We start from the raw sequence: 19,257 nt of genomic DNA, 5'->3' as shown, positions 1-19,257 counted from the left end.
TGGTAGGCGGACGGGTCGGAGAAGCGGAGCCGGACATGCCCGCCGCCCCGCGCTCATCACGTCACCGAAGATGTAGACGAAGAGCAGCAGCAGGACGATCGGTGTGAGCAGCAGGTTCAGGGTGAGGGACGGGTAGCGCCGCGCGTGCAGGAGGTTGCGGCGCAGCATCGTGTTCGAGTCGCGTACGGCGAGGGAGAGGGCGCTCATCGGACGGTCTCCTTGGGCTGGTTGGGGACGTTGGTGGGGCCGGTCAGGGCGAAGAACACGTCGTCGAGGTCGGGGGTGTGCACGGTCAGCTCGTCCGCCTCGATGTGGGCGGCGGCGCCGATCGCTCCGAGTACATCGCCTACGTCGTCCCGGGCATCCTGATGATGACCATCGGCGGCACCGTGGTCGGGACCGCCGTGTCCGTCTCCAACGACATGACCGAGGGCATCATCGCCCGCTTCCGTACGATGTCGATCCACCGCGGCTCGGTGCTCATCGGGCACGTGGTCGGCAGCGTGCTGCAGTCGGTCGCCAGCGTGGTTCTCGTGGGTGCCGTCGCCGTGGCCATCGGCTTCAGGTCCACGGACGCCACGGCCCTGGAGTGGCTGGCGGCGTTCGGGCTGATGGCGCTGGTCGCCCTGGCGCTCACCTGGATCGCGGTCGGGATGGGCATGGTCAGCCCGAACGCCGAGGCGGCCAGCAACAACGCGATACCGCTGATCGTCCTGCCGCTCATTTCGAGCGCCTTCGTCCCGGTCGACGTGATGCCGGGATGGTTCCAGCCGATCGCCGAGTACCAGCCGTTCACGCCGGCCATCGAGACCCTGCGCGGCCTGCTGCTCGGCAGCGAGATCGGCAACAACGGGTGGCTCGCGGCCGGCTGGTGCGTCGGCCTGACCGTGCTCGGCTACTTCTGGTCGACGTCGTTGTTCAACCGCGATCCGAAATAGCCGGGACGGCCGCGCGGGCGGCCTCCCGCAGTTCGTCCTGCCCGAGGGCGGCGTACTCCGACAGCGCGTCGGCGTACGCCGCCCCGTCCGCGTTCTCCGCGGCCTGCCGGCCCCGCGCCGTGTGAGTCTCGACCGGCGGCCAGAAGGCGGAGCGGCAGCTCGACGCGCTCACCGCCGGCGGGTGCCGGAAGATCTTCGCGGACAAGAGGTCCGGCAAGGACGCGCTCCGCCCCGAGCCGAAGGCGTGCCACGCCTTCGCCGTCCTCGCCGAGTACGAGCAGGCCATGTTCCCCCGAGGCACCGAAGCCGCCACCGACGGCACCCAACTCCACGAGTTGCTCTACGGCGACAACGCACCCCACAGCCTGGTCACCGCGTTCGTCGATGACGAGCAGACCCCATGAGCCGCTGGGTCGTGTGGGCGGGGCTGCCCCGTGAGCGGAGCCTCTCGGCGGCCGGCAACCGCAACAGCTCCAGCAAGCGGAGACCACGCGGCACGTGGCGGCGGTGCCGGCCGCGACGGTCCCGGCCAGGGAACGTACGTCCCGCTCGGGGATCGGCGCGTGCGGCCCCGGCCGGGCCTGCAGAGTATGCAGGACCACGGCCGCACCGCCCGGCACGTTGTGTTCGTCGGCGAGCCAGGCTCGCGGATGGTCGACGGTGAAGTGTCCAGCAGCTCCTGCGCCGGAGCGGCAGCGGGGACAGCGCGAGACAGGGGCGTGCTGCTCGCGCCGCCAGGTCCGCGGCATCGGAGAACATCGAGAACATCGAGAACAGGGACAGCTGCCCCGTGATGACCGGCACCGGCACCGCCTGGCCGTCCGGGGCCGCTGTCGCGCGGGTCCGGGCGCGTGCACGCGAGGCCGGAGCGGAACGCTTGTGCACGATAAGCCCAGCTCCCCGGCCCGCCGCTTGGGCTGGTGCGCGAGCGGCCCGGCGAAAGCGAGCTGTGTGAAGGACACCACCACCGTCTCCGGACCGACCTCGCGCACAGAGGACATCGTCTTGGCGCGCCGTGCGCTATTTCTTGACTCGCACGGTTTTTGTCGAGCGCGTTTCCAGTGTCATTTCGTCCGCGTTGGTCACCCCAGCCTTGAGCCGCACGGTACCGGTCGCGGCGTCGACGACATCCACCACCTTGGCCAGCAGCTTCGCGGTGTCGTCGTTGCCGGAGGCGCCGGCAAGCTGGACGGCGCGGCCCAGCTTGGCGGTCGCGGAGTCGAAGTCGCCCTGTTTGCGCGCTTCCAGGCCCTGCTGGATGACCTGGGCGAGTTCGGCCTGCCCGGTGTAGTGGGCGACTTGGGGGTTGATGCGGGTGGAGGCGGCGATGTCGTCGGTCCAGGAGGCACGTACGAGGCCTTGGGCGACCGCCTGCGTCGTGCCGTCCGGCTGGGGGAGTACGAGGGAGATCCGGGCGGCCAGCATTTCCTCGCCGACTTCTGTGCGGGGGACCTGGACGCACACGTGGTAGTCGCGGGACTCGTCGCCCCAGGAGCCGGTGGGGTAGTCGCGGGCGCGGGGGCCGGCTTCGGTGCGGCGGAGGGTCAGGTCCTCGACCGTGGGGGCGACCTGCTTGACCCACTTGATCTCGGAGCCCTGTGGGGTCCAGACGCGCAGCGCCACATCGGCGACGCCCTTGCCCATCGCACTCTCCATCATCTGCCGGAAGTCGTCGGCCAGGCCGGAGGGGTCGGCGACGATGTCCACGGAGCCGAGCAGCGCCGAGGCGATCGCGGTGAGCTCCTTGACCTCCCAGTCGGTGCCGACGCCTCGGGCGTCACAGGTGAAGCGTCCGGCGCAGGAGTCGAGTACGGCCCACAGTGCTCCGGGCGCCTCGTGCTCATTGCGGCCATCGGTGAGCAGGATGCCGTGGCGGATCGGGACGTCGGCCGTGGCGAGCAGCTGGTCGGCGAGCCACAGCCAGCTGCCGATCGCGGTGCCGCCGCCCGCACTGAGCTTGCGCACGGCCTGCTTGGCCTGGTGGCGGGTGGCGGAATCGGCCACGGCCAGCCGGCCGTCGGCGGGGTAGACCTCGCGGGCCACGTGGGTGCCGTCGATCACGGCGAAGGCCACGCCGTCGCGGATGGTGTCGATCGCTGCGGCGGTCGCGTCGCGAGCGTTGTGCATCTTGGTCGGTGGGCTGTCCATCGAGCCGGAGCAGTCGACCATGATGACCACGGCCGCGCCCGGAGCGGTCCCGGGGACCTGGGTCGGGCTTTGGGCCGGCAGCGGCAGGCCGCCGAGGGTACCGCCGCCGGTCGCCGTCACGGTGACGATCGCGTTGACTTCGCGGCCGCCCTCGGGAAGGTACTCGTTCTGGTAGATGTCGACGGCGAACTGCGGCACGTCCGACTTGGAGAAGACAGCCATCGCTTGCGCTCCTTAGGTCCGCTTTGTGCGGGTTATGCAGGTTCGTGTGCTGCCCGCACGGCAGGCACCGGGAACGGCAGGACAGCGACCGTTACGTTGTCGTGGCCGCCCCTGTCGAGCGCCACCCCCAGCAGTACCTGCGCGCACCGCAGTGGGTGCGCGCCGGCGTCCGGCGGTACCGCCGAGGCCAACTCCTCGGCGGACTCGGCGTAGTTCCACAGTCCGTCGGTGCACACCACCACAACCCCTGGTCCGTCCGGCTCGAAGGAAGTGGTGTGCGCAACGAGTTCGGGTGAGTCCGCGCCGAGCCAGCCAGTGATCGCGTGGGCACGACTGTCCGCGTAGGCCTCCTCCTCGGACGCCAGGCCCGCCGAGACCATCCGGGCCGCCCACGAGTCGTCCTCGGTGAGGCGGGAGGCGGGGGCGCTGCGGTCGTCCGGGATCCAGTACGCGCGGCTGTCGCCGATCCAGCCGACGGTGAAGACCTTGCCTGAGGCGATGGTGCTCACACAGGTGCAGGCCGGGGCGTTGTGGTGCGGGGCCGGGCCCCGCCCGGGGTCCTCGGCGGCGAGGTCGGTGACGGCCAGGCCCGCGGTGCGCAGCGCGTCACGCATGGCGTCCTCGAACGAGGCGCCGCGCCGGAGCGCTTCGAGCAGCGACTCGTTGGCGCTCTCGGCGGCCGCCGCCGACGCGTCGTCCGGGCGGTGCGAGGTCGAGACCCCGTCGCACACCACGGCCACCACGGCGGGGGTGCCGTCGGGGAGTGCCGTCGTGGACACCGCGAACGCGTCCTCGTTGCGGTGGTGCCGCAGCCCCCGGTCGCTGACCACCGCCACGCCCTCCAGCTCCTGCTCCTGGTGGTCGCGGGGGTCCGTGGCGGCCGACTGTGGGGTCGGCTCCTCGGGTGCGGCGAGGTGGTACGCGTCCGGGGCGTCAGAGGCGGGCTCGGGGGGCGTGCTCGCCGTCGTACTCCCTCCGGGGAGTGAGCCGGAGGGCGTCAGTTCAGCGCCGCATACGCCGCAGAACTTGTCGTCGGGCTCGGGCTCAAGAGGTTCGGCGCAGGAGAGGCAGACGGTCGGTTGCGGCATGTGTCACACCCACGTCCAGGGGCGGAAGCGGTTGGCCCGTTCCACCAGTTCGGTCCCTGAGCCGTCCTGCTGGGCGAGCCGGGCCAGCAGACGGTAGGAGCGCTCCATGCCGAAACGCAGCCCACGCTCGGTCAGGTCGCAGTCCAGCAGCCTGGTCCCGGTGGCCTCCGGGCCGGCGCCGGGGCTGCCGGAGAGTACCCAGTCGAGTGCGGTGCCCAGTACTTCGGTGGTGAGCTGTTCGCGCCGCTCGGCATCGATGTCGAGCTGCCGCAGCTCCTCCACCTGGGTGGCTGCCGCCCGTAGATCGTCCAGCAGCGGTTCCCGCGGCGACCGCTCGCGCAGCCGGGAACGTATCGCGGCGACGCGGGCCGCGGTGAAGTGGATCGAGGCCGCCGGCACCGACTCCAACGCCGCCACGGCCCCCGCCCGGTCGCCCGAGGCCAGCAGTACGCGGGCGAGACCGAACGCGGCGCTGACATAGCGCTGGTCGGTGGTCCACACCCGCCGGTAGTACTCGGCGGCGCTGTCCGGTCGGCCCAGCATCTCGGCGCAGATGCCCAGCGCCAGCTTGGGCGCGGACTCGCCGGGGAAGGCGGCGTACACGGCGTCGAAGGCCAGGGCGGCCGTCTCGTGGTCACCGGTCGCCAGCGCGGTCAGGCCCCGGTGCCACACCACGCGCCAGTCGTCGAGGTCGTCGTCGGCCAGCGCTGTCAGCACGTGCGTGGCGGCGTCGATGTCGTCCATGTCCAGCCGCGCCCTCAGGTCCCGCAGCCGTATCTCGACGGAGTCGACGGGCGCTGTCCGCAACGCCGTGACCAGCTCTGCCGGTGCCGCGGCAGCCAAGCCCGCCAGGAACCCGGCGTTGGGGTCGGCCGGGGCCACGAACGGTACCGGTAGCGCGAGGGCGGCGGCCCGCGCGTTGAGCCGCGCGACGGTGAGTCCGGCCCCTGTCCCTGTCTCTGCTGCTGCCCCTGCCCCTGCCCCTGCCCCTGCCCCTGTCCCGGTCTCGCCGGCCGGGCCGGAAGCCTGCGCCGGCACCGTGTACGGCGTACCGGGCGCGGCCGGGGTGTGTCCGAGGACGGCGCTGCCCGGCGCGCCGCCTGCCGCCGTGCCCGGTCCGGACGCGGCCGCCTCGACCGCCGGGGACCCCGGCAGGGCGCCGGCGGACCCGTTCGCCGACCGGCGCTGGGCACGGCGCCGCGGCGCGAACGTGAACGCGCCGAGGGCGGAGGTGTCGCCGGTCTGGGGGGCGACCAACTTGTCCTCGACGACCCGCAGTTCCTGCCCGAAGACGGTGGACAGGGCGGGGCGGGGCTCACCGGTCTGCAGGGCCACGATCTCGCGGAGGACGCCGAGGAGTTGGTCCGCCATTTCGGAGGCGGAGCCGAAGCGCTTGTCGGGATCGGGGTCGGTGGCCCGCACGAGGAGCCGGTAGAAGGACTCGTACCGCGCGAAGACGGGGATGTTCTCGGGGCCGGGGAGGCTGTCGATGAAGACGTTCGTGAAGCCCTGGAAGTCGAAGGTGAGAACGGCGAGGGTACGGGCCACCGTATAGAGGTCGGAGGCGACCGACGGGCCGAACTCGGCGACTTCCGGCGCCTGATAGCCGAGGGTGCCGTAGATCGCGGAGTCCTCGTCGTCCATCCGCCGCACCGCGCCCATGTCGATGAGCTCGAGCCGGTCCTCGGTCTGGATGGCATTGTCGATCTTGAAGTCGCAATACAGCAGGTCACGGCTGTGGAGGTGGCCGAGGGCGTCCAGGGCCTCGATGGCGTACGCGATCGCCTGCTCGACCGGCAGCGGCTCGCGCTTGCCGTCGGGGCCGCGCCGCTCGTCGGCGATCTCCTTCAGGGACTTGCCGCCGACGTACGCCATGACGATGTAGCCGTCGAGGCTGCCGGTGCGCTGGTCGAGATGCTCGACGAAGTTGTGGATGCGGACGATGTTGGGGTGCTCGATCTCGGCGAGGAACCGCCGCTCCGAGAGTGCGGCGGCCAGCGCGTCCTCGTCGCCGCTGTCGAGCAGGCCTTTGAGGACCACCCAGCGGTCGCTGACCGCGCGGTCGACGGCGAGGTAGATCCAGCCGAACCCGCCATGCGCCAGACAACCCACGACCTCGTACTGGCCCTGGAGGACATCGCCCGCCCGCAGCTTGGGGGTGAAGGAGTACGGGTGGCCGCACTTGGCGCAGAACCCCTCCGCACGCGCCGGGCGGTCATCGCGGCTGCGGCTGACCGGCGCGCCGCAGTCGCTCTTGCCGCAGTACCGCTTCCGCTCGGGGACCTCGGGGTTCGCCAGGACGGAAGTGGCCGGGTCGGGACGCGGGATGGGCGGTATGGACACCAGGCCGGCGCCGAGCCTGCCGCGGGTCGGGCCGCTGTCGCCGGAACGGGAGCCGCGCACGGTCACCGACAGGCCGCCGAAGCTGCCGGTGAGGGTGTGGGACAGCCCCCCGAACCCGGAGCGGCGTGAGAAGCCGGACGTGGCCGAGAAGTTGGCGGAGTTGTTGGGGCTCGGACCCCCGCTCCCGGACGACGCCCCGGCAGGCCCGGCGCCCCTGGTAGGCCTGCCGCCCCCGGCAACCCCGGTGCCGACCGGCTGCCGCACCGGGGCGCGCCCACAGACGTCGCAGTACAGGTCGCCGGTGCCGACGTCCTCGATGGTCCCGGTGCAGCCCGGGCGTTGGCACTTGGTCATGGTGTCACCTTGTTACCCGTCGAATGGTCATGCGCAGGTTCCCCGAGCCCCGATCTCAGACACGCTCTCGTCCGTACGGGGGGAACTCGGCCAGGGGGCGGCGCAGGCCGATGAAGGCGAGGACGGCGATGACGGACGCGGCGCCCGAGAGGCCCAGCGGTCCGGACAGCGAGCTGCCGTCGCCTGCGGAGGCGGACTTCTCGTAGGCGTCGGTATTGATGGTGATCACTTTCTGCAGCGCCTTGTCCAACTCGCTGAAGGCCCAGTTGGAATCGCCCGGGTCGTAGCTCACGCAGAACGCGATCGCTCCGGTCACGTCCCCGGCGGCGGCGGCGAGCGCGCGGATGCGGCGGTCGTCCTTCTCGTACACCTGGTAGGCGGCGACGGTGTCCTCGGCTGCCTCGCGCTCACCGACGAACGTGATGTTGCGGAACTCGTCGCCGAAGAAGCCGGTGAAGCGCAGGTCCTCCTGCTTGGCGCGGTAGGCCTTCATGGCGGCGTCGGCCCGGGCGTCATAGGTGCCGAGGGTGGCTCCGGGAAAGTTCATGAGCTGCTGGGACTTGTCGAAGAAGTGCTGTTCGTGTTCGGCGGCGCGCGGTTGGTCCAGCAGATAGCGGGACTCGTCGGCGTTGGCGTCGTAGAGGACGGCGCGGGCGCGGGTGAGGGCGACGACGGAGTCGTAGGCGTTGTGGCGGGCGCCGAACAGGTACTCCTGCTGGTCGGAGATCTGCGTGTTCGCGGTGATGGAGACGCCGAGGGCGATCAGGAACGCGACCGCCAGGGCCGGATTCACCAGGCGCCGGGACCGGATGGTGAGGAAGATCTGGAGGGCGCCGAGCAGGATGAGCAGCAGCAGGCCGGCGGAGAGGACGGCGATCCGGGCCGAGGACAGGTCGGCCGTGGTGTCGTCGTAGGTCGCGTCGAAGGCGATGTCGTTCGCCGTGACCAACTGGTCGGCTTCCGGCAGGAGTTGGGTGCGCATCAGCTCGGTGGTGGACCGGTAGGCGGCCAGCGTCTCGGCGTCGGTCTGCCCTGCGGCGTGGGCATTCTGCTTGCTGAGGAGCAGTGCGTGGGAGGCGCCCTCCTCGTAAGCGCCGAAGTCCGCGATGGCCTTGGCGACGGACGCCGCGGCGACGGGGTCACCCTGGGCCGAGATGGAGAGGTCGCGAAGGTAGATGCCCGCTTGGAAACGCCGCTCGCCGTAGATCTTGGCGGCGGTGCTGCGGTCGTCGGCGAGTTCCTTGTTGGTGCCGAACATCAGCTGGTTGGCCAGCTGGGCGTCCATGTCGTTGAGCGTGAAGTACAGGCCGGTGGCGCTGGTGATCTGGGGTGCGGAATGGTTCCGGATGTCCGACCAGGCGGAGGACGCGAGCAGACCGGTCACGACGAGCGCTGCGATGAGCAGTGCCGAGGCGCCCATTGCGGCACCCCGCAGCAGTTTCAACCACTTGGGGACGGTCGTAGGGAGGCGGCCGCGCCACAGCTCCGTCGGTCTGAGGCGCGGCCGACGTATCCTGCGGAGCGGCAGGCGTATCCGGCTGCTGGGGGGAACACGCGGTTCGCGGTGCCTCCCCCTGGAGGACCGGGGGGAGTTGGCCCCGTTCGGAGCGGGCGCCTGGGGTGGTGCCGCAGGGCGCTGTTCCGTAAGGCTGGTGTCCGGCATTGCGTTGAGTCCCCTTCGCACTGCGGAGCGGCCTGCGCCGCGCCTTCCGCGAGGGCCACTCTTGCGCCTCGAATGCGAAACAACCCTGTCTTGTCGCTTCCTTGACGCCGCACCAGGAGAAATCTTGACGCCGTACTGACGGGGAGCCGGCGGGATGGGGGATCCGGGTGGCGGGGCTGTTCGAGCGGCAGGCCCGTACCCAGGAGAACGAAGACGGCGCCGGTGCCCACCAACACGTATTCCAACGCCGCCCGCCTCGCTCTGCTGCACATCGAACGGGCCCGTTCCGGCATCGCGTCAAGGACTGGCTTGTCTGCGCCGGCAGCGGTCCGGTCATCGGCGGCGACGCCGGTCACCTCTCCTACGGTGCGTGACGCCCACGCCGAGGTGACCGGCGCGGTCCTGTCCTGCCTGGTGCGGTTCACCGAGCCGATCAGCCGCTCCGGCGAGCTTCTTCCCGGCCGGTGGCCCAGTGGGCGGGGTTCCCGAACGCCGGGGCGGCGTGCGTGCGCGCGGACCCTCCGGGCCGGGTCTGGGAGATGAGGGACGGCGCGGCAGGAGCACGCGGCCACGATCGGGTCGAAGTGCGCCTCGGGCCAGTACCCGTACAGCCCGTGGCCGACCGCGAGCGTGGGGGTATGGCCGAGGGCGAACAACGCTGGTGTGTGCCGAACCTGCGGGTGGCGGTGGCTCCGTGAGGGGAAAGGCGTTCGGGTTCAGCCCGCTGAGGGAGGCGTGAGTGCCTGTCTTTCGATGTCCTGGCGGGTCTAGGATCTGCGGATGACCTTGGAATGGGAACAGGTAGTTGTTCACTCGGTAGATCCGGCGGCCTTGGGCCAGTGGTGGGCCGAGGCTCTTGGTTGGGTTGTGGTCCACTCCTCTGATGATGAGTTCGAGATCCGCCCGGAGCCGGATCGCCTGCCAGGGTTGGACTTCGTCCGGATTGATGAGAGCAAGAAGGCCAAGAGCCGACTGCATCTCGACTTCAGGCCTGATGACCAGGACGCCGAGGTGGCTCGTCTGGTGGCTCATGGTGCACGGCGTGTTGATATTGGCCAGGGTGATCAATCTTGGGTTGTGTTGGCAGACCCCGAAGGCAACGAGTTCTGTGTCCTTGGCCGGCGGCGTCAGTAAGGCTCATGCCTGGGTTGGGTCGATCCCGAAGAGTTCGGGGTGCGCCGCGCGCACGTAGTCGATGGCGGTCGTGGCCGATCTTCTTGTAGAGCGGGGTGAACCCGTAGGAGTTGATGGGCGGTCGGTCGATGTGCAGTGCGGTCAGGCTGTCGATGAGCAGGTGGGGGTTCGTGCTCCTCGGCCATCGGCGGTGGCGCTCCGCAAGCCATTGCTTGACCGCTGCGAGAGCGGGTTCGTGCAGGTAGATCATGTGGTGGAGACGTCCCGGCCGGCGGGTGCGGAGTTGGCCGTTGAGCGGTCGAGGTCGTCCAGTTGCAGGGCAGTGATCTGCTGGGGCCCGCCGAGGTGGACGGCCATGAGGATGGCGACCAGCTTGTCCTGGGGGCGGGATCAGGAACCGGATGGCCTGTGCCCGCCACCTCCGACTCCTGTCCGAACTGCCTTGTGCATGCCCGTCGTTCAGGGCAGCACGAAGCGGTGACGCGGCGCCGCCCAGTTCGCCGCCGCGGTCACCGCGCGCTCGACGTCCTCCTCAAGGAGCAGTCGCCTCGCCACTAGGTCCTCCGCCGCGGCCTTGACCCTGGCGATGTAGTCGGCCGCGTCGGCGTAGCGTTGTTGGACGCTCGGGCGCGGATCGCCGGTGATCAGACGCTCGTCCTCGGTGGCGGCGAACGGGAACGTGGAGCCGCTGAACTCGTGCAGCGCCCCGTGACCGTGGCCGGGACCGCGTGTGTTCCACCCCGTATAGGTGCCGAGCGGAACGGCCACCATGGGGGCCCGTACACCCGCGCTCTCGTTGCCGTCGGCGTCGACGGCCGGAACCAGCACCGTGTACCGGCGCGAGCGGTCGGCGGCCGGTGGCACGGTCGAACGGTCCACGGCGTACAACTGGTTGGGCTCATGGGGCCGAAGGGCCGACGGCACGGCAGGGAACCGCCGTGACCACTCGTCCCCGGTCACCAGCGTGTCGTCGGCGACGGTGGGTACCGCACTCGCGGGCGGCTCCACGTCCTCGCTCACCCATGCGTCGAGTGCCTCCAGGACGGCCCGGAACAAGGCCGACGTGGCGACGACGTTCTCGACGTGATTGCAGACGCCCTTCACCGGTTGCTCAGGCGTCGGGCTCGCGACGTGCTGGCTCGACGACCACAGGTAGCCCCGGACGTTCGGCGGAAACCCCAGGTCCTGGCCGTCAGTCGTGGTGTGCACCAGCGATCCCCGGCGCTGCCAGTACTCCGTGGAGGTCTGGGTGTGCAGCACCCTGGGGTCGCTCGCACGCTTCATGATGGCGTCGCGTGCGCCGGTCAGATGGTCCACCGTCTCGGCGTAGGCGAACGGGAAGGTGTCGGCCGGGTTGAGGTGGTCCTCGTACTGCTGGCCGCCCGGCACCGTCAGGTTGGCGAAGCGTTCGGTGGCCAGGCGCCCCGCCCCGGAGACGTGCGGCAGCAGCCCGTCGAACACGCGGCGGCCGGCGAGGTCCTCGTTGAAGCCGTGGTGGACGAAGTCACGGATGGCCCGTCCGGTCTGCGAACGCCCCCAGCCGTAGGCGTAGTCGACCGGACCGACCGGTTGCGAGGCGTCGTGGCGCAGGTGGCTGACGAGGTCGCGGACGGCGACGTGGGCCAGTCCGAGGACGAGGGGTGCCTCGGCCTCGTAGGTGAGTTCGTAGATCCAGCCCGGGTGGAACCCGTCGTCGACGTAGAGGTCGCTGCGGCTCGGCACGATGGCGACGGCCTGACCCTTCAGGTCATGTCCGCCTCCTTGCAGCCGGGCGAATCGCCAGGCCGTCGCCGGTACTTCCGCCGGCGAACTGTGCGGGTAGCGCCGCCGGGTGAGTCGGGCGGTGTGCTCACCTGCCGCGCTGACCGGGGAGGACCTCGTGCTCGTCCAGCGTGACAGCGGCAGCGACGGGGTGGGCTCCTCCACGATGAACTCGGCCGTCGTCAGGCCGCGCACGGGCTGTGTGCCCCGCGTTGCCGTGGGCACGTCGAGCAGCAGCCGTCCCTCACCGGGCAGCAGATCACCCTGCCAAGCCCCGAAGACGATCGTGTACCCGCGACGCATCAGATAACCGTTGCCGGCATCGGTGAGCGTCCGGGGACGATTCGTGTGCGGGGCGTCGCAGAAGTACTGGACGGCTCGCTTGTTCCCGCGGTTGCCCCAGTCGAAGAACAGTCGTCTCCGTCCGCCGTCGACCGGCCGGAGGATCTCGACGTCTCCGTCGAACCGCACCGCGCCGTCGCTGTCGCGCGGTGCGAGTCCGAGATCGGCGATCGAGCGGTGGGCGGATGCCTGCGGATCGACGGCGTAGTGAGCCGTGGCGGTGATCACCTCGTACGCTCCGGTCCCGGGGAAGGGATGACCGTCGGCGAACGGCTCACGGGCATGGATCTCCAGCCGTACGGCCTGCTCCGGAAGGGTGCTCATCGGACCGGCCCGTGCACCTGGGCGGTCAGTGGCGGCGCGACCGCGTCATCCGGCCGCCAGCCCAGCTCGGGCGCGATCAGATTCCGTACGTCGTGGAGGATCTGCTCGTATTCCTCACGATGGAACTCGTACGGCAGTTCCAGGCGTAGCTCCGACACCGCCGCGACGACGGGATCCGCGGTCAACTGCTCCAGGATCTGTTCCGCGGTCCCCACCACGTCCGGGGCGAACAGGATCCGCTTCGGCCCCTGCGGCGCCAGGGTGCGTTCGTGGCGACTGGCCGCGTAGTCGCGGTACCGGGCCCGGGTGGCCGTGTCGGCGCTGTCGAACGGCACGATCACGCGCCCCAGCGCCACTCGGGTCCGGCGGTCGCCGGGGAGGACGCGGCGGTACTCGGTGAGCAGATTCAGCTGGGCCGTGGTGAAGTCGTCGGTGTGCTCGCCGGTGACGATGTTGCCGGAGAGCAGGTTGAGGCCGTTCTCGGCGGCCCAGCGGATCGAGCGCAGGCTTCCGCCGCCGTACCAGATCCGGTCCACCAGGCCGGGGTTGTGCGGTTGCAGGCGCGGCCGCTGGGTGTTGCCCGGCGACTGGATCACCGTGTCCGGGCCCCCGAGATATCCGCCGCGCAGGTTGTCGACGACGCGGGCGACCCTGCCGTAGGACAGGTCGAAGGCGCGCCAGTCACCGTCGTACACCAGATCGCCGAGCAGTTCGGCGTGCGGCATGCCCGTGCTGAAGCCGACCTGGAGCCGGCCGCGGGACAGTACGTCGGCCAACGACAGGTCCTCGGCCAGACGGAACGGGCTCTCATAGCCGATCGGGATGACCGCGGTCCCCAGCTCGACCCGCTCGGTCCGCTGGCCGGCCGCGGCGAGGAACACCGCGGCCGAGCCGACACCGTGTTCGAGATGGCGTTGCCGGATCCAGGCGCCGTCGAAGCCGAGCCGTTCGCCGTACTCGAACAGCTGCAGCGTCTCCTCCAGGCCGGCGTACGGGTCGTCGTCGGCGAAGGTGCCCGGGGTGAGAAGAGCCAACGAGGTGATCTTGGGGGTGCTCATGCGGCGTTCGTCCTCATGTCGTCGTCATGCCTCATGTCGTCGTCATGCCTTCGTCGTCTCGGCGGTGCTCGGTGCCGGTGACTCGCTCCGCACGGCGGTGGGGGAGGCGTGGCGGCCGCCGGGGATCGCCGCGAGCAGTTCGCGGGTGTAGTCGTGGCGGGGGCGGGTGAAGAGGTCTTCGGGGGCGCCCGTCTCCACGATGCGGCCGGCCCGCATGACGGCCACCTGGTGCGCGATCTGGCGTACGACGGCCAGGTCGTGCGAGATGAAGAGGTACGCCACTCCGGTGTCGGCCTGCAGTTCGGCGAGCAGGTCGAGGACCTGGGCCTGGACGGAGACGTCGAGCGCGGACACCGGTTCGTCGCACACCACCAGGTCCGGAGACAGGGCGAGGGCACGGGCGATCGCCACGCGCTGCCGCTGCCCGCCCGACAGCTCCGCCGGACGGCGGTCCAGCATCGGGGCGGGCAGCGCCACCCGGTCGAGCAGGTCGCGGGCCCGTGAGAGCCGGGATGCCCGGTCGCCGACCTTGAACGCGCGCAGCGGCTCGGTGATCACCTCACCGATGGAGAACCGCGGGTCGAGCGAGGCGTACGGGTTCTGGTAGACGAGCTGGGCCCGTCGGCGCAGTTGCCTGGCCTGTGCGCCCCGAGCGGTCGTGACATCGGCGCCGTCGAACAGGATGTGTCCGGCGGTCGCGTCGGTCAGGCGGAGCACCAGGCGGGCGGTGGTGGACTTTCCCGAGCCGGATTCGCCGACCAGAGCGAGGGTCTGGCCGCGGTGGAGGGTGAAGCTGACGTCGTCGACCGCGCGCAGCGTCCGGGACTCGGCGCCCGCGCGGGGCAGCCGGAACTCCTTGACCGCGTTGCGGACCTCGACCAGCGGCGCCTCCTCGGTGGCCGGAGGCGCCGAGACCCGGGCACGGGGGCGGGCGGTGGCCAGGCTCGGCGCGCTGGCCAACAGCCGTCGGGTGTAGTCGTGTTGGGGGTCGGCGAGGATGCCGCGGGTCGGACCGGCCTCGACGACCCGTCCCTGCGACATGACGACGAGGCGCTGTGCCCGGTCGGCGGCGACTCCGAGGTCGTGGGTCACCAGCAGGATCGCGGTGCCCAACTCCTCCGTGAGGCCCTGCAGATGGTCGAGGATGACTTGTTGCACGGTGACATCGAGCGCGCTGGTCGGCTCGTCGGCGATGATCAGCTTCGGTTTCGCGGCGATGGCGACGGCGATCAGGACCCGCTGCCGCATTCCGCCGGACAGTTCGTGCGGGTACTGCTGTGCGCGGGTCGCCGCGTCGGGCAGGCCGGCCTGGTCCAGGACGGCGATCGCGCCCGACGGCGCGGAGCGGCGGGTCGCCAGCCCGTGGATGCGCAGCACCTCGGCGACCTGTTCGCCGATGCGTTTGACCGGGTTGAGCGACACCGACGGGTCCTGGGGGACCAGGCCGATCTGTGCGCCGCGTACGGTGCGCAGCTCCGCTTCCGTCAGCGAGGCGAGGTCGTGCCGGCCGAAGCGGATCGTGCCGGCGTCGATGCTGCCGTTCGGTGCCAGGAGCCGGGTGATCGCATGGGCGGTGGTGCTCTTGCCGGATCCGGACTCGCCGACCACCGCGGTCACTTCGCCCGGACGTACGTCGAGGTCGACGTCCCGCACCGCCTGCACGGTGCCGCCGCGGGTGCGGTAGGACACCGACAGGCCGCGTATCTCCAGCGGGACGCCCTGCCCGGGGTTCGGGCCGGTGCCTGGTGTGGTCGTCAGGTTCTCACCCGTTCCGGGTTCGTTCGTCACCTGGCCGGTCATCGCTGCCGGGACCATTCGCCGTCCAGCGCCCTTGCGATGCGGTTGGTGGCCAGCACGGTCGCGGCGATCGCCAGCCCGGGCAGCGCGGTGAGCCACCAGGCGTTGGCCAGGTAGTTGCGGCCGTCGGAGATCAGCGTGCCCCACTCCGGCGCCGGTGGCGGGGCTCCGTAGCCGAGGAAGCTCAGCGCGGACACGGCCAGGATGGAGGAGCCGAAGTCGAGGGTGGCCAGGACGATCACCGGACCCGCGGCGTTGGGCAGCACGTGCCGACCCAGCACCGAGAACCAGCGGGATCCGCACGAGTGTGAGGCCTCGACGAAGACCGCCTGCCGCACCCGCAGCACCTCCGCCCGCGTCACCCGTGCGAAGCCGGCGACGCTGGCGATCCCGACCGCGACCGCCACCTTCACCGTCCCGTAGCCCAGCGCGGTGACCAGGGCCAGGGACAGGAACAGCGCCGGGATCGACAGCAGTACGTCGACGAAGCGCATCAGCACGTCGTCGACCCAGCGTCCGACGAACCCGGCGACCAGACCGAGCAGGCTGCCGACCACGAAGGCGACCGCCACCGCGATCAGCGTCGCCTTCAACGACAGCTGCGCACCGTGGACCACCCGGGAGAACACGTCGCGCCCCAGTTCGTCGGTGCCGAACCAGTGCGCGCCGCTCGGGCTTCGGAAGTTCTGGGACGGCACCCCCCTCAGCGGATCCCGCGAGGTGAACAGCCCCGGCCGGAACGAGGCCAGCACCACCAGTACGACGACGAGGACCGACAGCAGCAGGCCGGGGCGCCGCAGCACGAACCGCAGGACCCGCCGCACGTCGACGCGGCGCCCCGATCCGGGGCCGATTCCCGGATCGACCGGTCGCGCGAGGCCGAGTGCGGCGCCGGTGGCGTCGTCGACGAGACCCTGGCTCTGGCTCATGCGAAACCCGCCTTCCTGCCCGAGGCCACCACGATCCGCGGGTCGAGCAGCGGATAGACGAGGTCGACGATCAGGTTCGTCACTACGAAGATCAGTGCCCCGAACACCACCACCCCCTGGACCAACGGGATGTCCTGGGCCGTGACCGCGGCGGCCGTCACCCGGCCGAGGCCGTCACGCGAGAACACCGTCTCGACGACCACCGAACCGGCGATCAGCTGCCCGACCAGGAGGCCGACGACCGTCAGGGCCGGCAGGGACGCGTTGCGCAGCGCGTGCCGCAGGTGGACCCGCCAGCGGCCGGCGCCCTTGGCGCGGGCGGTCTCCACATAGGCCTGATCCAGCGCGGTGAGCAGGCTCTTGGCCAGTACCTGCGCAACCTGCGCACCGGTCGGGATCGCCAGTGTCACGGCCGGCAGGATCAGTCCCCGCAGCCCGTCGTTGCCGAAGGCCGGGAACCAGTGCAACCGGAAGGAGAACGACTCGACGAGCACAAGCCCCACCCAGAACGTCGGGACCGACACTCCCAGCGGCGGCAACGACAGCAGCAGCTGCCGCAGCCACCGCCGCGTGGTGTAGGTCGCCAGCACCGCCAGACCGCCGCCGAGGACCACCGCGAGCAGCAGCGCGGCACCGGTCAGCTGCAGGGTCCCCGGCAGTGCGTCGGCCAGCGTCGAGGCCACCGGCCGACCGGTGGAGACCGAGTCGCCGAAGTCCCCGCGTACCACCTTGCCGAGGTGGTCGGCGTACTGCACCAGCACCGGCTTGTCGAAGCCGTACTGCTGCCGCAGCGCGGCGATCTGCGCCGGATCGATCTGGGCCGAGTCCGATCCGGCGCCGGCCATCGCCGAGACCGGATCACCGGGCAGGTAGTCCAGCACGAGGAACGACACCGTGTAGGCCGCCCACAGCACGCCGATCGCCTGGGCGAGACGTTTGATCACATAGCGGCGCATGTGCTAGCCGATCCAGGCGTCGTGCAGCTGGACCCGGCTGGAGGCATCGAAGTCCAGGTTGTGCACCTTCTTCGACACGCCCAGCTGAGTCTGCAGTTCCACCACCGGCACGACGTACGCGTTCCGCACGATCAACTGCTGTGCTTCGCCTGCCAGTTGCTTCCGCTTGGCCGTGTCGGTCGTTGCCGCCTGCCGGGTCAGCACTGAGTCCAGCGGGCTCGCCGACAGGCGATAGGCGTTGGCCAGCCCGGTGGAGTACAGGGTGCGCAGGATGTCCGGGTCGGCCCGGGTCAGGTTGCCCCAGAGCGCGTCGTAGTCACCGGACTGCTGCGTCTGGGCGAGCTGGGAGATCTGCAGCTGCTTGAGCACCACGTCGATGCCGACGGCCTTGAGCTGCTGCTGGATCAGCTCCAGCGTCGGCTGGTTCGTGGCCGAGTTCGCGAACCACTTGACGGTCAGGCTCAGCCTGGTGCCGTCCTTCGAGCGGACACCGTCGCCGCCCGCCTTCCAACCGGCCGAGTCCAGCAGGGACTTGGCCTTGGCCGCGTCGTAGGCCAGGTCCGTGTTCAGATCCTCGTAGTCCGGCGTGGTGCGCGCCAGGACGCTGGTCGCCGGCTGGGTGCCGGTCGGGAACACGGTGTCGGCGATCTGCTGCCGGTCGATGGCGTACAGGATCGCCTGCCGTACCTTGGCGTCCTTCAGGACCGGGCGGGAGTTGTTCAGCCCCAGGTTGAACACCGCACCGGGATTGGCCCGCCGTGCCAGGTTCACCGGGCCGCCCTTCAGCGCCGCCTCGTTGGCCTTGCCGACGCTGCTGATCGCGTCGACCTGACCGGACTGCAGACCGCCGGCGCGCACACCGGCCTCGGGCACCACCTTGAACACGAGCTTGTCCAGATACGCCTCGCCCTTCTTGCTCCACCGCGAGGAACCCCAGGCGTATCCGGTGCGCTTGGCCAGGGTGATCGACTGGTTCTGCACATAACTCTTCAGCGCGAAGGGCCCGGATCCGACCACTCCCTGGCTGCACTTCTGCTGCGGGGTCCTCTTCACACTCGCCGACGACTCGATGCCCAGCGAATGCGTCGAAGTGGCCTGCAGGAACTGCGCGTTGGGCTGCTGGAACTTCACGCGGACGGTGAGTGGGTCGACCACGGTGGTGCTGTCCACGCCGCTCAAGTAGCCCTCGGCCAGGGTCCCCAGGGCGCCGAGCTTCGGCACCGCGTCGAAGTTGTCCTTGACCACCTGCGCGGTCAGCTCGGTCCCGTCGCTGAAGGTGACACCTGATCTGAGACGGAAGGTGAACGTCGTCGCGTCCGAGCTGATGGCCCAACTCCTCGCCAGCCAGGGCACGATCTTGCCGGTCCTGGGGTCCTGGTCGGTGAGGGAGTCCACGATCTGCCGCACCGAGTAGATGGTGTCGTTGCTGGCCACCTGCTGCGGATCCACGCAGCCGGCATCGGAACCCACCGCGAAGGTCAAGGTGCCACCGGACTTCGCCCGGCCGCTGCCGCTGCCGGTGTCGGAGTCGTCGCCGCCCGACCCGCAGGCGGTCAGCAGGACGCTGGTGGTCAAGAGGGCGGCCAGCACCGCCCATCGGGTGGGTCGGAAATCCGGATGTGCTGTCACCGAGGATTCTCCTACTCGTGTCACCAGGCACGGGATGCCGTGCGGATCACGGCCGCGCGTGGGTGCGCCGCCCCGGCCGGTGCAACTCCGACGACGGGGCAGTGCTGTTCAGGCGGGAGTCAGAGGGGAGTCAGGCAGGAACGGGTGTCGGCGGCTGCGGAACATGTCCGTGCACACCGACAGCACCGCGGGAGGCCACGGGGAGGTGCCTGCGGGAGCCACGGGCGACGACGGACGTCAGTCGGCCCTGGGGAAGGCGATCAGGCGTGACAGAGGCAGCTGGTGAAGCGCTGCAGATCGATGTGGCGTCGGCGCGAGAATCGGGAGAACACCGTCGCGGCCACGAGGGAGGCACGTGAGGCACTCAGGTCACTGTTGTGTTGCATGCCGGTCCTCCCCATCTCCGGCCCCGGCCAAGGGGCCTCGCGCTTGCAGAGATCGTCGGTGACCCTGCCGGGCTTTCACCTGGAGCACCCCACCGCGTCGGAGGGTTGCCGGTCAGCAAGCCAGGGCTTGACGCTGACACTCGATGCCGATCGTGATCGTACGGAGCGGTGCTGTCGTACGTCAA

General features: G+C 70.5%; 14 protein-coding genes, 3 pseudogenes and 1 riboswitch. Of the genes and pseudogenes, 2 read left to right on the top strand and 15 right to left on the bottom strand.

Annotated features, from left to right (window positions below; translation table 11 throughout):
• Positions 1 to 45: 45 nt before the first annotated feature.
• Positions 46 to 207, bottom strand: a pseudogene (locus tag RV986_RS01705) (ABC transporter permease); the annotation flags it as partial.
• Positions 204 to 320 (bottom strand): annotated as a pseudogene (locus RV986_RS01700) (ABC transporter); the annotation flags it as partial. The pseudogenes RV986_RS01700 and RV986_RS01705, both read right to left, overlap by 4 nt.
• On the opposite strand from RV986_RS01700, the gene RV986_RS01695 reads away from it, so the two are divergent.
• Positions 285 to 938 (top strand): ABC transporter permease, encoded by a 654-nt coding sequence (locus RV986_RS01695; RefSeq protein ID WP_475915672.1) that lies wholly within the window; start codon positions 285 to 287, stop codon positions 936 to 938. The pseudogene RV986_RS01700 and the gene RV986_RS01695 overlap by 36 nt on opposite strands.
• Here RV986_RS01695 and RV986_RS01690 read toward each other — a convergent pair.
• The 6 genes and pseudogenes from RV986_RS01690 to RV986_RS01665 form a co-directional block, all read right to left on the bottom strand.
• Positions 919 to 1,155, bottom strand: a complete 237-nt coding sequence (locus RV986_RS01690; RefSeq protein ID WP_475915671.1) for a hypothetical protein — start codon at positions 1,153 to 1,155, stop codon at positions 919 to 921. The two genes, RV986_RS01695 and RV986_RS01690, sit on opposite strands and share 20 nt — an antisense overlap.
• An 803-nt stretch (positions 1,156 to 1,958) precedes the next feature.
• Positions 1,959 to 3,308: a vWA domain-containing protein gene (locus RV986_RS01685; protein ID WP_475915670.1), complete on the bottom strand. Its 1,350-nt coding sequence runs from the start codon at positions 3,306 to 3,308 to the stop codon at positions 1,959 to 1,961.
• 32 nt (positions 3,309 to 3,340) lie between these two features.
• Positions 3,341 to 4,396 (bottom strand): PP2C family protein-serine/threonine phosphatase, encoded by a 1,056-nt coding sequence (locus RV986_RS01680; RefSeq protein WP_475915669.1) that lies wholly within the window; start codon positions 4,394 to 4,396, stop codon positions 3,341 to 3,343.
• A 3-nt stretch (positions 4,397 to 4,399) separates the two neighbouring features.
• A complete protein-coding gene (locus RV986_RS01675) occupies positions 4,400 to 7,093 on the bottom strand; it encodes a serine/threonine-protein kinase (protein WP_475915668.1) in 2,694 nt (897 codons plus the stop codon).
• A 55-nt stretch (positions 7,094 to 7,148) separates the two neighbouring features.
• Entirely contained in the window at positions 7,149 to 8,513 is a 1,365-nt protein-coding gene (locus RV986_RS01670; protein ID WP_475915667.1) for a hypothetical protein, read from the bottom strand.
• A 682-nt stretch (positions 8,514 to 9,195) separates the two neighbouring features.
• Positions 9,196 to 9,415 (bottom strand): annotated as a pseudogene (locus tag RV986_RS01665) (ATP-grasp peptide maturase system methyltransferase); the annotation flags it as partial.
• 121 nt (positions 9,416 to 9,536) lie between these two features.
• Between RV986_RS01665 and RV986_RS01660 the strand changes: the two are divergent.
• Complete coding sequence (locus RV986_RS01660) at positions 9,537 to 9,890, top strand: VOC family protein (RefSeq protein ID WP_475915666.1); 354 nt, start codon at positions 9,537 to 9,539, stop codon at positions 9,888 to 9,890.
• Between the two features lie 459 nt (positions 9,891 to 10,349).
• Here RV986_RS01660 and RV986_RS01655 read toward each other — a convergent pair whose 3' ends face one another.
• The 7 genes from RV986_RS01655 to RV986_RS01625 all read right to left on the bottom strand — a co-directional run bounded on the left by RV986_RS01655 (position 10,350) and on the right by RV986_RS01625 (position 19,072).
• Complete coding sequence (locus tag RV986_RS01655; protein ID WP_475915665.1) at positions 10,350 to 12,317, bottom strand: alpha/beta hydrolase domain-containing protein; 1,968 nt, start codon at positions 12,315 to 12,317, stop codon at positions 10,350 to 10,352.
• Positions 12,314 to 13,375, bottom strand: a complete 1,062-nt coding sequence (locus tag RV986_RS01650) for an LLM class flavin-dependent oxidoreductase (protein WP_475915664.1) — start codon at positions 13,373 to 13,375, stop codon at positions 12,314 to 12,316. The genes RV986_RS01655 and RV986_RS01650 overlap by 4 nt, the downstream gene beginning before the upstream one ends.
• A 42-nt stretch (positions 13,376 to 13,417) precedes the next feature.
• On the bottom strand, positions 13,418 to 15,190 hold the full coding sequence (locus RV986_RS01645) for a dipeptide ABC transporter ATP-binding protein (RefSeq protein WP_475915663.1): 1,773 nt from the start codon (positions 15,188 to 15,190) through the stop codon (positions 13,418 to 13,420).
• A complete protein-coding gene (locus RV986_RS01640) occupies positions 15,172 to 16,101 on the bottom strand; it encodes an ABC transporter permease (protein WP_475915662.1) in 930 nt (309 codons plus the stop codon). The genes RV986_RS01645 and RV986_RS01640 overlap by 19 nt, the downstream gene beginning before the upstream one ends.
• Positions 16,098 to 17,057: an ABC transporter permease gene (locus tag RV986_RS01635; RefSeq protein WP_475915661.1), complete on the bottom strand. Its 960-nt coding sequence runs from the start codon at positions 17,055 to 17,057 to the stop codon at positions 16,098 to 16,100. The genes RV986_RS01640 and RV986_RS01635 overlap by 4 nt, the downstream gene beginning before the upstream one ends.
• A gap of 3 nt (positions 17,058 to 17,060) precedes the next feature.
• On the bottom strand, positions 17,061 to 18,686 hold the full coding sequence (locus tag RV986_RS01630; RefSeq protein WP_475915660.1) for an ABC transporter substrate-binding protein: 1,626 nt from the start codon (positions 18,684 to 18,686) through the stop codon (positions 17,061 to 17,063).
• A gap of 260 nt (positions 18,687 to 18,946) precedes the next feature.
• Entirely contained in the window at positions 18,947 to 19,072 is a 126-nt protein-coding gene (locus RV986_RS01625; RefSeq protein ID WP_475915659.1) for a putative leader peptide, read from the bottom strand.
• Between the two features lie 34 nt (positions 19,073 to 19,106).
• Positions 19,107 to 19,220, bottom strand: a riboswitch (SAM riboswitch).
• Between the last annotated feature and the right edge of the window lie 37 nt (positions 19,221 to 19,257).

Source organism: Streptomyces sp. RLA012 (genome assembly GCF_056270325.1).
This window is presented reverse-complemented; position numbering and strand designations above follow the sequence as displayed.

What these genes read in the sequence shown, in the direction of transcription:
- RV986_RS01685 (WP_475915670.1), bottom strand. Translation starts at nt 3,308, where the DNA reads ATGGCTGTCTTCTCCAAGTCGGACGTGCCGCAGTTCGCCGTCGACATC.
- RV986_RS01640 (WP_475915662.1), bottom strand. Translation starts at nt 16,101, where the DNA reads ATGAGCCAGAGCCAGGGTCTCGTCGACGACGCCACCGGCGCCGCACTC.
- RV986_RS01635 (WP_475915661.1), bottom strand. Translation starts at nt 17,057, where the DNA reads ATGCGCCGCTATGTGATCAAACGTCTCGCCCAGGCGATCGGCGTGCTG.
- RV986_RS01655 (WP_475915665.1), bottom strand. Translation starts at nt 12,317, where the DNA reads ATGAGCACCCTTCCGGAGCAGGCCGTACGGCTGGAGATCCATGCCCGT.
- RV986_RS01625 (WP_475915659.1), bottom strand. Translation starts at nt 19,072, where the DNA reads ATGCAACACAACAGTGACCTGAGTGCCTCACGTGCCTCCCTCGTGGCC.
- RV986_RS01650 (WP_475915664.1), bottom strand. Translation starts at nt 13,375, where the DNA reads ATGAGCACCCCCAAGATCACCTCGTTGGCTCTTCTCACCCCGGGCACC.
- RV986_RS01645 (WP_475915663.1), bottom strand. Translation starts at nt 15,190, where the DNA reads ATGGTCCCGGCAGCGATGACCGGCCAGGTGACGAACGAACCCGGAACG.
- RV986_RS01670 (WP_475915667.1), bottom strand. Translation starts at nt 8,513, where the DNA reads ATGGGCGCCTCGGCACTGCTCATCGCAGCGCTCGTCGTGACCGGTCTG.
- RV986_RS01680 (WP_475915669.1), bottom strand. Translation starts at nt 4,396, where the DNA reads ATGCCGCAACCGACCGTCTGCCTCTCCTGCGCCGAACCTCTTGAGCCC.
- RV986_RS01660 (WP_475915666.1), top strand. Translation starts at nt 9,537, where the DNA reads ATGACCTTGGAATGGGAACAGGTAGTTGTTCACTCGGTAGATCCGGCG.
- RV986_RS01675 (WP_475915668.1), bottom strand. Translation starts at nt 7,093, where the DNA reads ATGACCAAGTGCCAACGCCCGGGCTGCACCGGGACCATCGAGGACGTC.